Genomic DNA, 16,495 nt, shown 5'->3' on the forward strand with positions numbered 1-16,495 from the left:
TGATCAACTCATTCTGCAAATTAAGGATAGAAGAAGTTTTTAAGACAGGGAAAAATTCATTTATAAAAGGGGACATTTTCGTAAAAACCCACATACAACGCCTCATAAAAACATATTATGTAATTTTTCGTTCAAAAAAAAATGACAAAACCAATAATTAACCATTAAAATAATATTTTTAATAATTAACTTAGAGTATAATTTTGAATCGATATATTATCAAAAATTTACCTGAAAAAAAGCTCAAAATTTTAATCTTAAAAAATCATAGAAACCACAACCTTTAATTAATCTAAAAAACAAATGTTGTTTTTACACATTATATAATAAATAAATTAATTTCGCAAACTATACAGTTTGTAGCAACCCTAAAAAGAAAATGTACAAAATGGTGAACCGAATTAAAATACTGATAATTATAAATTCTCTGATTATTATTTTATGCAATCAGACATTTGCTCAAAATTCGATAACAAAGGAAATTCTCTGGACAACGGATTGGAGTCCGAATGGGAAATTCATAGCGATTGGCGGAAATACAGACACTTTAAAAATTTATAATGAAAGCGATCTAAAACCATTCAAATCATTTCATATTAAGAACACTATTACGCGTATAAAGTGGCATCCTTCAAAAAATATAATTGCTGTAACAACACAAATGTCAGGTGACAAATCGAGTATTATTAATTTGGATACGAATGAAAAAATTGAATTAAACGGAATTTCACCAGATGGAGCAAGAGGAATTGACTGGAACAATACAGGTGAATATTTAGCTGTTGGAGACAATGACGGACAAATATTAATTTATACTATAAAAGGGGAATTAATTAAAAAGTTTAATAATGAAAATACCAAGGGCATAATGGCTATTGATTGGCATCCTCAAAAAAACACTCTCACAACGGTTACAGACAAAATACGTTTTTATGACATTGACGGAAATTTGCTGAAATCAATAAAACACAGACAAGAAGAAGTGATGTTATTGAGTATTGCCTGGCACAAATCAGGTACTTTTTTTGTTACAGGCGATTATGGTGATGAAAAAGACAAATCTCTACTTCAATACTGGGATGAAAATGGTAAATTATTACAATCAATTGATATAAGTAAAGCGGAATATAGAAATTTAACCTGGAATTCAAAAGGAAGCAGATTAGCAACTGCAAGTGATGCATTGAGAATTTGGGATACCAACGGTAAACTTGTCTCTGAAGGCAATTCTAAAGACTATTTATGGGGTGTTTCCTGGAATAAACAAGGAAATAAAATTATTACATCAAGTATGGAGCAAAATATTATACTTTGGAATAATAAAGCAGAAAGAATATTAGCTATAGAATAGCAACCGTTTTAAACTAATGTGTGACTTACTGGAATTACACCGTTTCTCATCGAGTTTTCGTTAAACCGAAAATCAAAAAGTTACAAACCGAACAATGTCTCGAAGCATTAGAACTATTTTACATATATTCATATAAAAATTGATCCAGCTTTCAGACCACATTCCTCGTATTTTTCGTATATCAAAGAGCAACAAGCTTTTTAAAAAAAATTCTATGAATAAGCTAAAGTCCTTTCTTGTTATTTGCCTTCTTTCCATAAGTGCATTTGGACAGAATTACCCGATTAGACATCTTGATATTTCGTCAGGACTTTCTAATAATTCGGTTGCGACAATATATCAGGATCAGAATGGATATATGTGGTTTGGTACTTTTGACGGACTTAACAGATATGATGGAAATGATTTTAAAATCTACCGACATATTCATACAGATCCAAATTCTATTCAGGGAAATGCTATAAGCTGTATCGAAGGTGATTATAAAAATAATCTGTGGATTGGAACAACAGCTGGTCCGGTTGTTTTTAATGCAGAACGCTCCTCTTTTACTCCATTAAAATATATTGGAATTGATAAAAAAGTCAAACCTTTAAAAATTACCGCTTACGAAATAATTGCAGTACATTCTCAAAATATAATTCTTGTTGCTACAAAAGAAATGATCGTAGCTTATAAAGAAGGCGAGCAAACCGGAACAGCAATACCTTTTAACGGAAAATTAAATTATATCGCAAGATCAATATCTTATGATGCAAAAAAGCAAATCTTCTATGTTTTTGTAACCGGTTCTGGTCTTTGTAAATATGATCTAAAATCAAAAAAACTAACACTTCTTAACAATACAATTACCGGATCAAATTGCATAAAGCTTACAAATGAAGGTTTATGGATTGGATCTGACGAAGGCGCTTATTTATACAATGCAAATCTGAATACTTATTCTAAAAATTACTTTCAGGAAAAAACCGTAGTTCGCGATTTTTATCAGCAAGACAACAGACTCTGGATTGCCACTGACGGCGCAGGTATTTTCACGATTACAAAAAACCAGTCTACTCCTGTTTTATATAAAGCAAGCGGTCCGGTTTCATTACTTAACAGTAAATCTCTTTATGATATATTCGAAAGTAAAAACGGAGAAATGTGGTTCGGAACTCTCCGCGGCGGCGTGAGTATGATGGGGAAAAAACCGCTTTATTTTAATCACTTTAAAAGCAAAGATCCGCTGACTAATAAAGAAGATGAAGATCCTGCGGCAAACTTCATGCTTTCTTTCTGCGAAGACGACAAGAAAAATGTCTGGATTGGTACAGATGGCGCCGGAATGCGATATTGGAATAGAAAACAAAATACCTACGACGTATATTCTACAACATCGTCTGGCGGAAGAAAACTGCAAAGTAATTTCGTTACCAGTATTGTCAGAGATTCTGATAATGCAATTTGGGTCGCCATGTGGAAAGGCGGAGTTTGTCGGATTGATCCAAATTCAAAAGCAATTCAGAATTTTTCGATTTATAATCAATTCACTAAAAAAGCAGAACAAGAATCCTGGTTGCTCTATTTAGATTCAAGAAATACTTTGTGGCTTGCTATAACTAACGCAGGCGCATTATATCAATTTGATCGAAAGCAAAATAAATTCATTTGCTACAGCAATACTTTACGCGATGTAACTTGTCTCTATGAAACCAAAGACGGAAAAATCTGGGGCGGAACTTTCAATTCGTTTTTTGAGATCGATACCAAAACGAAAAAAGTAAAAACCTATCATTCTGAATACACAATCAGATGTATTACTGAAGATCAAAATAAAAATATTTGGATTGGTACTGTAGAAGGCGGTTTGCTTTTATTTGATCGAAAAACAGGCACTTCTAAAAAATATACTACTCAAAACGGGCTTTCGAGTAATACCGTACTTCGCCTTTTAGAAGACAAAAAAGGAAATTTATGGATGAGTACGTATCATGGAATTTCAAGATTGAATCCAAAGAATAATACTTTTAGAAATTTTGGCGTCGCTGATGGATTACAGGGAAATCAATTTAGCTGGAATGCTGGCACAAAACTTTCTACAGGAGAATTTATTTTTGGAGGCATAAACGGATTCAATGTTTTTGATCCTGAAAATATAAAAGACAAAAAAAATACTGGTAAATTTTTATTGAATGATTTACTGGTAAACAATCAGTCTCTAAAATTAGACAGTCCTTATGTAACCGGAAAAAAACTTGAAATGATAAGCGATGTCGAGCTTCCTTATGAAAAATCGGCATTGAGTTTTGATTTTGTTTATCTTGATTATGTAAATTCCGAAAAAATAAATACCGCTTACTTCCTCGAAGGTTGGGATAAAAACTGGAATTATACTTCAAAAGATAACAGAGCAAATTATTCGAGATTGACCGAAGGAACTTATGTTTTTAAAGTAAAAACAACTGATATTTTCGGAAATTGGACGAATGAAGTAACGCTCGCAACTGTAACAATTCTTCCGCCTTGGTACAGAACCTGGTGGGCATATACATTTTATTTAATCGCTGCAATTGGTGCAATTTACGCATACGTAGATTATCATAAAAACAAAGAAAGGCTTCGCTACGAAATAAAACTTGCCCGAATGGAGCATAAAAAAGATAAGGAACATGCCGAAAAACAGTTTTCGATGTTTACGTATATCGCGCATGAATTACGAACTCCTTTATCTTTAATTATAAATCCGCTTAAAAGCGCTATTGAACGAAAAAACCGTTCTGAAGACGATCTGGATCTAAATCTCGCCTATAAAAATGCAAAACGATTATTGAGTCTTACCGATCAATTATTATTGTTTAGAAAAGCCGAAACAGATCTTGATGAACTCAAAATTTCGAAGATTAATTTAAACTCGCTTTGTCGTGAAATCTACGAAAGCTTTACGCAAATGGCATCCGTAAAAAGTTTAAATTATCAATTTATTGAAGAAAATACATCAACCGAAATATATGGCGATTATGAGAAATTAGAGATTACGTTGTTCAATCTAATCTCAAATGCTTTCAAATTTACTCCTAATAACGGATCAATAACTATTGAAATTAACGAGAATCTTGCTGATGTTTCGATCATTATATCTGATACCGGAAGCGGAATCAATGAAAATGAAATTGACACAATTTTCGAAAAATTCAAACAAAGTCAGTCAAAAGCCAGCAATGGTTTTGGAATTGGACTTTATGTTGCCAAATATTTCGTGAACAAACATCATGGCGAAATAGAGTGTAAAAGCAAAGTTGGAGAAGGCACTTCGTTCATAATTACGCTTCCAAAAGGAAATAGCCATTTTGCAGAAATGAACATCAACGAGAATCATTCGCATATGTCGCCACTTGTGGGAGAACTTCTCGAAGGAATGCCAGCCGATAATCAAAATTCATCTGAAAATAAAACTCAGCCATCGCATCTCGAAAATCTACAGGACGAATTAATCAGTACAAAAAAAGTATTGCTAATTGTTGAAGACAATCCCGAAATGAATCATTATCTCGTGCAGCTTTTCACCAAAAACTATATTGTTTATTCGGCAGCAAATGGTCTTGAAGGATTAAAACTTGTAGAAAAACATATGCCGGATATTGTACTGAGCGATATCTCTATGGAAGGCATGAACGGTTTGGATTTATGCAAAAAAATCAAACAAAATGATGATTTAAGCCATATTCCGGTGATACTTTTAACGGCGACAACCAGTAACGATATTCATTTGCAAAGTATTACAGAAGGCGCTGACGATTATGTTACCAAACCGTTTGACAGCGATATACTTCTGGCGCGCGTAGATTCTGTTCTTCGAAACAGAGGACAATTGCGCAAGTATTTCTTAGACAGTATCACGCTTCGTGAAAATGTAAATAAAGTTCCAACTGAATACAAAGAATTCCTTGACAAATGCATCGAAATCGTAGAAGCCAATATCGAAAACAACGATTTTAATCTAAAGACTTTTTCGGCTGAAATGGGAATGAGTCATTCAAGTCTTTACAAAAAGATTAAAGCAATTTCAGGACAAACCGTAAATGTTTTTATCCGATCGATCAGAATCCGCAGAGCCGCAGTAATCATGCTTACGGAGAACATTAATATCGCACAGGTTGGCCCACAAGTTGGTATAGAAGATCAACGTTATTTCCGTCAACAATTCGTGAAATTGTTTGGAATGAAACCTTCAGAATATATCAAAAAATATAGAAATTCTTTTAATAAAGAATTGAATATCATTCAGAAAAAAGATAATTCATAAATTAGAATAAGACGTTGGTATAATTAATTCTAACATATAGTTTGGAAGCGTCGGAAGCAGAAGTTTTGTCATTGCGAGGAACGAAGCAAACTCACTAACAATTGTACATATATTTAATTTTCCAAATGTGGTTGCTTCGTTCCTCGCAATGACAAATCTGTGCGTTGATCTATTGGAACGATTATAAATTTTATGAATAAAACAATACCTAACAGTCCCGAAGCTTCAAGACTAAATCATAAAAAAAACCATCCCAAAAAAAATCGGGATGGTTTTTTCAACAATTAACTAACTAAAATTAAGGTTTAAGCTCCGTAAACTTCGAATCTAATTCAAAAGATTTCTTCACTTTCTCTACTATAATTTCTTTTTCTACCGAAAATTCAGCTGATTTTTTAATATCTAAAGAAGATGCTCCAACCAAAACTTTATAGGTTCCGGCTTCGGCAATCCAGGCACTTTTACTTTCTAAAAATGAAGCTAAATCTTTTGGAGACAAAGTCAATACTACTGTTTGGCTTTCTCCCGGTTTTAATTCTTTTGTTTTTGCAAAAGCTTTTAATTCTTCTTTAGGCTTATCAATAGTTTTTGCAGGAGCCGAAAGATAAACTTCTACCACTTCTTTTCCAGCCACTTTTCCTGTATTTTTTACCGTAACCGAAACCGTCAATTTATCCTTGAAAGTTGGTGTACTCAATTTTACATTGCTGTAATCAAATGTGGTATAAGAACTTCCAAAACCAAATTCGTAAGATGGTTTTATATTGAATGTATTAAAATATCGGTAACCAACATAAACACCTTCTTCATAAGTAACCTCTTTTGGATTGTCTAAAGGAAGTCCAGGGAAATTTTTTGCCGAAGGCGTATCTGAATATTTCGCAGGGAAAGTCATTGTCAATTTTCCTGACGGATTTATTTTACCGGAAACAACATCAGCAACAGAATGTCCGCCTTCCTGACCTGGTTGCCAAGCCAATAAAATAGCATCTACTTTATCTTTCCATGAAGCCGTTTCGATAACGCCGCCAATATTCAAAATAACCACAACTTTCTTTCCTTTGGCATGAAAAGCCTTTGAAATCTTATCCAGCATTTCAATTTCTTCATCTGCCATATTAAAGTCATTATTCACAACTCTGTCTCCGCCTTCTCCAGAATTTCTTCCCAAAGTCACAAATGCAATTTCAGAACTTGCTGCTTTTTTAGCCAGAAAAGCATCGTCCATTTTCATTTCAGGAAGTCTCTCAGGCAAAGCCAAAATTCCTCTTGCTTTTCTTCTTTCTTTTTCGGCTACAACTTCTTTTTCAGCGTGAGGTTTATATAAATCAACCAATTCTTTGTCTAATTTGTAACCTGCTGCTGTTAAACCTTCTAAAAGAGAAACGGTATGTTTGTTATTCACACTTCCGCTTCCTGTTCCTCCAGTAATCCAAGCATAAGAAGTAACTCCAAATACTGAAACTTCTTTTTGCTTGTCAGCGAAAGGCAAAGCATTATTTGTGTTTTTAAGTAAAACCATTCCTTCTGCGGCGGCATTTCTAGTTACTTCGGCATTTTTAGTCAGGTTTGGTTTATCGCTGTATTTGTATTTTGCAAAAGTTGGCGTACGAAAAATATATTCTAAAATTCTTTTCGCATTTGTATTTGCTACTTCCTGAGATAATTTACCTGAATTTAAAGCCTCTAATAAAGCTTTTTTCTGAACAGGAATTCCCGGCATCAAAAGATCGTTTCCGGCAATCATTTGTTTAACAACATCAGAATTTGAACCTTTTGAAATCGATTCAAAACCCGGAAATCCACCAAACCAATCCGTCATTACGATTCCTTTAAAACCCCATTCGTTTCTTAAAACCTCCGTCAATAAATCTTTTCTGTCAGAAGTATATTCGCCATTCAATTTATTGTACGATGACATAACTGTCCAAGGTTGAGATTCTTTTACCGTGATTTCAAAACCTTTTAAATACAATTCTCTAATCGCTCTTTCAGAAACATGAGCATTGATTGTTAAACGATTTGTTTCTTCATTATTCACGGCAAAATGTTTAATCGAAGTTCCAACGCCTTGCGACTGAATTCCGTTTACAATTGCAGCGGCGGTTTTTCCTGAAATCAACGGATCTTCAGAATAATATTCGAAGTTTCTTCCGTTCAATGGATTTCTGTGGATATTTAAAGCAGGCGCTAATAAAACGTCAACACCATATTCTTTTACTTCATTTCCCATTGCTTTTCCAACTTCTTCCAAAAGCGCTTTATTCCACGTTGAAGCCAAAGCCGTTCCCACCGGAAATGCTGTTGCATAATACGTTTTCGAATCATTTTCTCTCGTTGGTGCAATTCTTAAACCTGCAGGACCATCGGCTACAACAGTTGCAGGAATCCCGAAGCGTTCAAAAGCAGCAGTTCCGCCCGCTGCACCGGGAACCAAACCTTGTTTAGAATCTCCAACAGGACCTGTCAAAACTTCGATTCCAGGCATTCCGGTTCCAATAAGCAGTTCTACTTTTTCTGCATTGGTCATTTCTTTGATAATCGCATCAATTCTTTGATCGACAGAAAGACGAGTATCTTCCCAAATATCAAGTTTTCCGTTTCTGTTGAAATCGGAAAATTTAAATCCCTTAATAGTTAAAAACGGTGGATTCGTTTCATCATTCGGAACTGTATTCCAAGATAAATTAGAAAGCATCAACGCCGTTAAAAGCGTTATTTTTCCGGTTTTTAAAAGTTTATTTTTCATAATATAAATAGTTTTAAAAGTATTGCTGTAAATAGTTGGTATAATTAATAGTAACACATATTCGAGATGATTTTTTCACGCAGATTTAAAAGGATTTAAGCAAATAAACGCTGATATATTTTAATCAAATCTGCTCAGATCTTTTTAAATCTGCGTGAAACCATTAATCTTTATTTAGTTAAAAATCCTTGTAATGTCAGCCATTCTTCAAAACGAATTTCCCATGAATCGACAGGTAAATTTTGTTTTCCTGTTCCAAAACCATGTCCGCCTTTTGAATACATATGCAACTCAACACTTTGTCCTGCTTCAAGCCATTTATTATACATCTGAATACTTCTTGGAGCCAGTTTCAGCTGATCATCACTTGCAGCACAAACAAACATTGGAATCTTTTTTTCCGGAGTTGCAACACTCAAAAGTTCTGGTCGCGGACCGCCGTAAATATTGGCTACAAAATCTGGCAATTGATCCGGTTTATTATCTAAAACTGTTTCCATTGCAACCGTACTTCCTGCAGAAAACCCAATGATTCCAACTTTCTTCACATCGATTCCATATTTTGAAGCATTAGTTCGAACATAATTCAAAGCATTTTTTCCGTCTTGCGCAGCTAGTTTTATAGTTGCCAAAGAGTTTTTTTCGAAAGCCGCTCTGTCTTTCAATTTGTCCATCATTTCTCTTGCCGGATCATTGGTTTCAGTTTTGTTCAAACGATATTTCAAAACAAAAGCCGTAATTCCTTTTTTGCTTAAAATTTCAGCTAATTCTTTTCCTTCTCTGTTAATTGATAAACTCTGAAAACCTCCGCCCGGAGCGATTACAATTGCAGTTCCGGTATTCTTAACTCCTTTTGGAACCTCGTAAACCAATAAAGATGGATCAGTTACATTGTAAACGACTTCGGTTTTAAAAAGATCCGAATACATTTGAGCTTCTTTCTGTGTCCAGTTTTCAGATCCGGGAGCTTTTCCTGTGTATAATTTTACGGTTTCTTGTGCTTTTGCTGATATTCCTGCAAGCATTAGAAAAGCGAATAGTATTGTGATTTTATTTTTCATTTGAATTGTTTTTATCGTGTTTACTTTACGTCTAAGCAAACCTGACAGGTTTTAAAAACCTGTCAGGTTTAGGAATCGTAGAAAAAATCACTGCTTTTTATAAGTCTCCGTTCGAGCATCTTTTATAACACCTTTCCAGTTTAATCCATAAGCAAAATCATAAACATTTCCTTCACTGTCTTTATGCGGAATCATATCGTAAGGAACGTCTTCAAATTGTTTTTCAACCGTTTCCATATTTGCCGGCATCTGAACCGGAAGCAATCCTGAAGGCTCTGTTTTTCCTGAGATAATATCTAAAACTGCTTGTGTCGAAACTCCAAAATTCAATACAATTCCATCAACTTCTTTTTCAAATTCATTAAAGATCATAGGTTTTGAAGCCGTAACCGAAACAATAACCGGTTTTCCGTTCATCATATCTTTTGTGTCCAGAATCGTTCTTAGATCCATTGTATTGGCAACAGTAACCGTTTTGTTTTTATAAGTTCTGTCTTTGATTGTTGGATCAATAACCTGATCTCCGGCAGCGATACTTTTTGCTCTGGCTTCGGTTGCTGTATAAGTTCCGTATTGTAGTGAAATTGGCACGTAACCATTGCTTCCGCTTTGTCTGTCTTTTAAATCATAACCACCTTCTAAACTTTGCGGACTTGTTACAAAAACAATTGCAAAATCTGCTTTTGAAGGATCTTCGGTAACATTATAATATTTCTTTACCAACTCAAGATTTACCGGATAATCAAGTTTTGGCTGACTCGCAATTCCCCACCAATCTTTAGTTGAAGCCGTATAAATCTTCGGAATAAAAACGGTTTTCTTTTCCTTCAAAGGCAAAACCGCAGCTTTATTTTTCAGCAACACAACCGATTTTAATTGTGCATCATAACCTGCTTTCATAAACTCAGGATTTCCAACAATTGCTTTAGTTTCGGCAACATTTAAATATGGATTTTCGAAAAGACCAACTCTAAAAATGTTCTTTAATAATCGAACCGCAGATCTTTCGAAACGCGCTCTCATAAAAGGTTCTCCAAATTCTTTGATTCCCATTTCATAAGCCGCCAAAACTGGTTTCTTATCATTATTTCCACCAAATTGGTCAACTCCGGCAATAATCGCTTTGTAATGTCTTTCGTTAATCGAAAGATTCTCAACTCCCCAAGGTTTTCCTGCAAAAAGATTTGGCGTTTTTCCTTCGTCTCCAGTTACCAACCAATCCGTACAAACCACGCCGTCGTAGCCGTATTTATCTCTCAATAAATCTGTAATGATATATTTACTGTAACCGTTTGCTACGTTTTCATTGTATTTTTTATCCTGATCAAAAGTGATCGTGTAATAAGGCATTACCGCCGATGCTTTACTCGTTTTTCCTTTCAATTTGAAAGCGCCATTAATAAATGGATCAATATGTTGTTGCAGATTATTTCCCGGATATACCGCAAATTTTCCGTAAGCCCAATGTCCGTCACGTCCGCCTTCTTCGGCACCACCGCTTGGCCAGTGTTTTACCATCGCGTTTACACTTTTGTAACCCCAACCATCTTTAATTTCGTCTTTTCCGTATGAAGTTTGGAAACCGTCAATATAAGCTCTTCCCATATCTCTGGTTAAAGCCGGGCTTTCGCCAAAAGTCATCGAAATTCTATACCATCTTGGCTCAGATCCTAAATCGATTTGAGGCGAAAGAGCCGTTGCGATTCCTAATGCGCGATATTCTTTTGCAGCTATTTGACCAAACTGTTCAACAATTTTCGGGTCAAAAGTTGATGCCATTCCTAATCCGTCAGGCCACATCGAGATTTCTCCTCCTGCACCACCGTTAAATTCAGACGTAACATTTGCCGTATGACGCGGATCTGTACTGGTATTGCTCGGAATTCCTAATCCAATTCCTTCTACAAAAGCCTGCATTTGGTTGTTCCATAAAGCGGCAACTTCCGGACTTTGTACTTTTGTAATTAATACATGACGAAGATTATCTTCTTTCAAAAATGCTTTTTGCTGATCTGTTAAATCATACGCTTTGGCATTACTTTCCGGAAAAATTTTACCATTATACGTTCCTGCATTATAACCCGAAACTCCTGCCGGCAAAGCTTGATGACGACTATAAAGCATCAATCCTGCAATTTGTTCTACAGTCATTTTTGAAGCTAAATCCTTGGCTCTTTCATCTGCCGAAAGGCGCCAATCTTCGTATTTATCCAGTTTTCCGTTTTTATTTAAATCTTTAAATTTCTTTCCGTTTACGGTTAAAATTTTGATGCCGGATTCGGGAGAATATCCCAAATCAGCACCTTTATTATTTTTTACAATCGTGAAATTTTCTTGTTGCGCTTGTGTTGTTGCACTAATCAAAAAAGCGAATCCGGCTGTTATTATTATTTTTTTCATGATAGGATTTTTAGAATCTGAAATTAAGAGATGCTTCTAAAGTAAATGGTCGAATGTAAGATCCTACCAAAAGCTGATCATAATAAGCAGAAGCATCGGTAATTAATTCGGCGCCACTAATTGCGCCTTTTGCTCCCGTTTGGTTTAAGAAGTTAACTGCTGTTATACCAATATCAAAATGATCGTTGATTTTGTAATTTACTCCTCCAAAAGTTTCCCATCTTGGCGCAAAGAATAAGGCGTTTGTAAGGTTTGCATATTGCTTGCTGAAATAACGGAAACTCGCCCAAACCTTGAAATCTTTGTAGGTATAACTTGGATCGATTTCCATTAAAACTTTAGAAATTTCCAATACGTTTTTATCGTTATAAGAATAGTTATTTCCAAAAGCAGAGAAATCATAGTTTTTATAAACCGGATCCTGAAAAGTAATCAAATAATGAAGATTAAATCCTTTGAAAGGCGTTGCCACAATATCTGTTGTCCAACCTAAAGTCTGGATGTCATAGAAAACTGTTGCAACTTCTGACTGACTTGCATTTGATGGATTCACCAAATTTAATCTCGCTTGGTAATTGTTTCTGGTTAAGTAAGTTGCCTGAGAAACTACGCTGAATTTTTCCTGATTGTAATACAAACCAAAAGCGGCTAAAGGACTTTTAGTTTTAGTTAAATTTGGTGCAACTGCTCCGGAATAACTTTCTAACTGACCATTTTTTTCTGTGTAAGTGAAATCGGCAAGGATTCCGGCGCTTTTTGTAACTTTATAAACGGCATTAATCGAACCTCCTAAATGAAACCAGTTATTATCAAAGTAAGATTTCTGACTTGGATCAAAAACTAAATTTGGAGTTCTTGGCGTTTGATAATAATCTCCTTTTAATTTATGGTATCTTAAATTTACGCCATAAGCTAAACTTAAACGATCTGAAACTGTCCAGTTATCAGAGAAATAACCTGATAATTTATTCTCGAAACCATTGTGATATTCTCCTCCAACATTGTAATTGTAAAATCCGTCAGCATCTGTATTTGAAGTTCCGCCGGGCGTGTTACGAACTAATTTATCCGGATTTGCACTTACCGTTTGATTAAAGAAAGAACGGCTTGAAGTAAATTGATCAACATTATAATAATACTCTAATAAACCAAATCTCCATTTGTGTTTTTCTACATTCTTTTTGATTTCGAATCTTGATAATGCGCTTGTCGTTGGCGTTCCGTCTGTATATAATCCCAACATTGAATTTACGTTTCCTACATAAGGCTGACCTGTAGCTTCGTATGTGAAATTATCTGCTGCAGTTGCCTGAAAAATACTCAACGGAATTGCAATTAATTGCGATGCTTTTGAAGTTCTGAAACGAGTTGAGAAATTGAATTTCCAATCGTTTGCCAAATCATAATTTCCTAAGATATCAAATGTGTGTGAGGTTGTTGCAGCATCGCTTCCGCCCATATCAGCAAATTTAGTTTCGCCGCTCAAAATATCTTTGAATTTTAATATTCCGTCATTAACGATATACGAATCACGACCAATTCTAAAATCATTGTATTCTTCTACTTTTCCGCCTTCTTTGTATCTAAAAACGGCATAATTGGTCAAAGAAGCTGAGTTTGCATATTTGTATGTAAAGCTAATTTGTCCTTTTCCGTTATTGAATTTCTTGGTTAATCCGGCTCTGTAAATCTGAGTTCGGTCTGAATAATTGGCAAATTTCAAATCGAAAGAATTGGGATCAAAATTGGCGTAAGCTCCCATTGTATACGACCAACCTTTAGATAATGGTCCGGAAACATTCAAATCTCCTTTCATCCATCCGAAACTTGAACCTGAAAAATTACCCACAACTTCCAATTTATCAGTTCCGAGTTTGGTATATGAGTTTACTGCAAAACCTAAATCTCCGGTTGTAATTGCAGCTTCTCCAATTTTTAATAATCCTGTGCGTCCTAAACTTTTGCTTTGTCTCCAGGTACGATTTGGTAATTCCGGCCAAAAATAATAAACCACCGGTAAATCATTTTCCTGAATAGTTATTCCTCCAACGGTTGAAGGTAATCCGATATTTACATCACGCGGTCCGGTATTATTCGCCGCATTAAGCATTACATTTCTATTTTTTTCTTCTTTAGTATCTGTCTCTACTATTTTGGTTGTTTTTTTAATTGAATCTGTTGGTTTTTGCTGTTTTTTATCCTCTTGGGAATAGGTTTCCATAATTGGAAAAACAGCCATACAGATTGCTGAGATTAGCATTTTTTTCATAATGTGGTATTTGAGTTAAGTAAGTTTAGTTTCATTGCTTCATTATGAAGCAATATTAAAAACAAATTCTCATATCAACAAATAAATACCTTAATAATTTTCATAATCACATAATTAGCAGGCTTTAAATCTCATAAAAACAATAATAAAGAGATATCATTGAATAGTTCCAAAACAGAGAAAAAACAGCTACCACGTTTGCGTAAAGCATTGAAAACAGTGGTTAGAGTCAAGATGACCTTAAATCGATAAAGACAAAAAGAGGTACGGAATTTATTTTTTTTACAAACTCAATATTTTCTTTCGCCAAATACTAAAATGTCAGAAAAAATTGTAGTGATTTGACTTTTACCTATCAAAAAGCTTAAATTTGGAATTAATTATAGCCGAATGGAATTAAAAAAGATACTTGAAATACAATCTGAAGAGTCGTTTAAAAAATATATACCGACGCTTTCTATCGATTGTGCTATTTTTAGTTTTAAAGAAAACTCGCTTCATGTTTTAACTGTAAAGATGAAGGATTCTGATTCCTGGGGTCTTCCTGGAGGTTATGTAAAAAAAGAAGAAAACGTTGATGATGCGGCTGTTCGCATCTTAAAAGACCGAACCGGAACAGAGAATATTTACTTACAGCAATTCTATACTTTTGGAAATCTTAAACGTTCTGAAAGTGCTTTTGAAGAACATGATGACACCATCTGGAATAAACAGCGTTTTGTTTCTATTGGTTACTACGCATTGGCAGAATATTCAAAAGTAAACTTAATTATTGATGAATATTCTACTCATGTCGAATGGCAATCTGTGGATAATCTTCCTTTGTTTATGATGGATCACAGAAGCATTCTTGACAAGGCTTTGCTTACCGTTCGTGAGCAATTAAACAATCACCCAATTGGTTATAATCTTTTGCCTGAGAAATTTACGATGCCGGAACTTCAAAAATTATATGAAGCTATTTTGGGCAAAAAACTCAATCGTGGTAATTTTTATCGAAAGATATTGCGTTATGATATTTTAGTTAAACTAGATGAATCGAGAAAAGGCGGTGCACATAAAGCTCCGGATTTGTATAGTTTTGATTTAGAGAAATACAACAATGCTTTGAAAGAAGGTTTAAAAGGAAGCTGGTAAAAACCTGTTTCTGTTTAATTTATTGTTCTACTAATTCTACGTTTTTTATTTCTCCTTTATCATCTTTATAAGTCAAATTTAGTTTCGGATTTTGATAAAAATCTCCTGAAAAAATAATACAATCATTCTCCGGAGTTCTCGTTGTAAAGTCCTGATTATTGATTTTTAATATTTGAAAACCGTTTTTTAATCCTAAATTTTGAGCATGAGTATTTGTCCAGACAATACCAATGGAATAAATGGCTTCTTCGGCAACGTCTTTAAATCCAAATGTTTTCTGATTTTGATAGTATTGCACTTGTTTTAAAGCTTCAAAATAAAAATTCTTATTGATGAAATCTAACGTAATTGTGCCGTATTCTGCCAGTTGAATACCAATTGCATTTTTTGTTTTTTCGGATTCAATTGTAATGATATTATTAATTTCGGCGTTACCAAATTTTACTTGTTTGACTAAAGCTCTGTTTTTCTTCTCAGGTTCTATCATTCCATTTAAGCCAATTGAGGTTACTCCAAAACCTTCATTTACAACATTTGCTACACCTTTTTTAATTGCTTTGTCGAATATTTTGCTTGAAATACTAATCAATTTGTCTGCGCCACTATCAAAAAGTCCGTCAAAAGTTACTTCGTTACCCAGATCAATTTTTATATAAGGTTTACCTATTTGATTTACTGAAATTGGTGTTTGATAAGCATTTTGCAAGGCTATTTTTTGCAAGTTATCGGTTAAAATAATTCGTTTATTTTTAAGATCAATACTCACAATACAATTATTAAATACATTACTTCCAATAATTCCATCAACATTCAGGCAATACATTGGATAGTTCTTTTTTACATCAATTACAAGCGAAGGAATATCCTGAAAGGTTACAGTACCTATTTGTAATTCTTTTACGCTCACAATTTTTGAATCAGTTGATTTCTTGTTTACATCGTCTACCTGAGCATCCCCAATTTTCGAATAATTCATTGCATTTTGTATTTCTTCCGAAATTATTAATACTGAACCTGTATCGAAAAGAAAGCGCTTTTCTGCTCCATTTATCTTAATTGGAATAATTATTTTGTTTTTTACAATTTCAAAAGGAATAGTATCACAGAAATTTTTCTGCAAAAGAGTACCGTTTTTGAAGTCGAATTTTTGACCAAAAGAAACCGTAACAACAAATAAAGAAAGTAGGAACGAAAAGAGTTGTTTTGAAGTCATATATTGATTATTTCAAATTCTTTAATAAGC

Annotated in this window: 8 protein-coding genes; 3 read left to right on the forward strand and 5 right to left on the reverse strand. The window is 34.2% G+C overall.

Features of this window, described 5'->3' with window-relative positions:
* Positions 1-388 precede the first annotated feature (388 nt).
* Positions 389-1,351 (forward strand): hypothetical protein, encoded by a 963-nt coding sequence (locus tag WN975_RS10960; protein ID WP_337966565.1) that lies wholly within the window; start codon positions 389-391, stop codon positions 1,349-1,351.
* A gap of 214 nt (positions 1,352-1,565) precedes the next feature.
* Complete coding sequence (locus tag WN975_RS10965) at positions 1,566-5,636, forward strand: two-component regulator propeller domain-containing protein (RefSeq protein WP_337966566.1); 4,071 nt, start codon at positions 1,566-1,568, stop codon at positions 5,634-5,636.
* A 298-nt stretch (positions 5,637-5,934) separates the two neighbouring features.
* Here the strand turns inward: WN975_RS10965 and WN975_RS10970 are convergent, their stop codons facing one another.
* The 4 genes from WN975_RS10970 to WN975_RS10985 all read right to left on the reverse strand — a co-directional run bounded on the left by WN975_RS10970 (position 5,935) and on the right by WN975_RS10985 (position 14,115).
* A complete protein-coding gene (locus WN975_RS10970) occupies positions 5,935-8,385 on the reverse strand; it encodes a glycoside hydrolase family 3 C-terminal domain-containing protein (RefSeq protein WP_337966567.1) in 2,451 nt (816 codons plus the stop codon).
* Positions 8,386-8,555: 170 nt separating this feature from the next.
* Positions 8,556-9,446: an alpha/beta hydrolase gene (locus WN975_RS10975; RefSeq protein WP_337966568.1), complete on the reverse strand. Its 891-nt coding sequence runs from the start codon at positions 9,444-9,446 to the stop codon at positions 8,556-8,558.
* A gap of 87 nt (positions 9,447-9,533) precedes the next feature.
* The gene (locus WN975_RS10980) at positions 9,534-11,846 is read right to left on the reverse strand and encodes a glycoside hydrolase family 3 N-terminal domain-containing protein (protein ID WP_337966569.1); all 2,313 of its coding nucleotides are present in this window, start codon (positions 11,844-11,846) and stop codon (positions 9,534-9,536) included.
* 10 nt (positions 11,847-11,856) lie between these two features.
* Positions 11,857-14,115: a TonB-dependent receptor gene (locus WN975_RS10985; protein WP_337966570.1), complete on the reverse strand. Its 2,259-nt coding sequence runs from the start codon at positions 14,113-14,115 to the stop codon at positions 11,857-11,859.
* A gap of 390 nt (positions 14,116-14,505) precedes the next feature.
* Between WN975_RS10985 and WN975_RS10990 the strand changes: the two genes are divergently transcribed.
* Positions 14,506-15,252, forward strand: a complete 747-nt coding sequence (locus WN975_RS10990; protein WP_337966571.1) for an NUDIX domain-containing protein — start codon at positions 14,506-14,508, stop codon at positions 15,250-15,252.
* 19 nt (positions 15,253-15,271) lie between these two features.
* Here WN975_RS10990 and WN975_RS10995 read toward each other — a convergent pair whose 3' ends face one another.
* Complete coding sequence (locus WN975_RS10995) at positions 15,272-16,465, reverse strand: retropepsin-like aspartic protease (protein WP_337966572.1); 1,194 nt, start codon at positions 16,463-16,465, stop codon at positions 15,272-15,274.
* Positions 16,466-16,495 lie beyond the last annotated feature (30 nt).

The sequence above is a fragment of the uncultured Flavobacterium sp. genome (assembly GCF_951805225.1).
GTDB lineage: Bacteria > Bacteroidota > Bacteroidia > Flavobacteriales > Flavobacteriaceae > Flavobacterium.

Bases quoted from the DNA above. Each gene is read 5' to 3' on its own strand.
- WN975_RS10975 (WP_337966568.1), bottom strand. From the start codon at position 9,446: ATGAAAAATAAAATCACAATACTATTCGCTTTTCTAATGCTTGCAGGA.
- WN975_RS10985 (WP_337966570.1), bottom strand. From the start codon at position 14,115: ATGAAAAAAATGCTAATCTCAGCAATCTGTATGGCTGTTTTTCCAATT.
- WN975_RS10965 (WP_337966566.1), top strand. From the start codon at position 1,566: ATGAATAAGCTAAAGTCCTTTCTTGTTATTTGCCTTCTTTCCATAAGT.
- WN975_RS10970 (WP_337966567.1), bottom strand. From the start codon at position 8,385: ATGAAAAATAAACTTTTAAAAACCGGAAAAATAACGCTTTTAACGGCG.
- WN975_RS10980 (WP_337966569.1), bottom strand. From the start codon at position 11,846: ATGAAAAAAATAATAATAACAGCCGGATTCGCTTTTTTGATTAGTGCA.
- WN975_RS10995 (WP_337966572.1), bottom strand. From the start codon at position 16,465: ATGACTTCAAAACAACTCTTTTCGTTCCTACTTTCTTTATTTGTTGTT.
- WN975_RS10960 (WP_337966565.1), top strand. From the start codon at position 389: ATGGTGAACCGAATTAAAATACTGATAATTATAAATTCTCTGATTATT.
- WN975_RS10990 (WP_337966571.1), top strand. From the start codon at position 14,506: ATGGAATTAAAAAAGATACTTGAAATACAATCTGAAGAGTCGTTTAAA.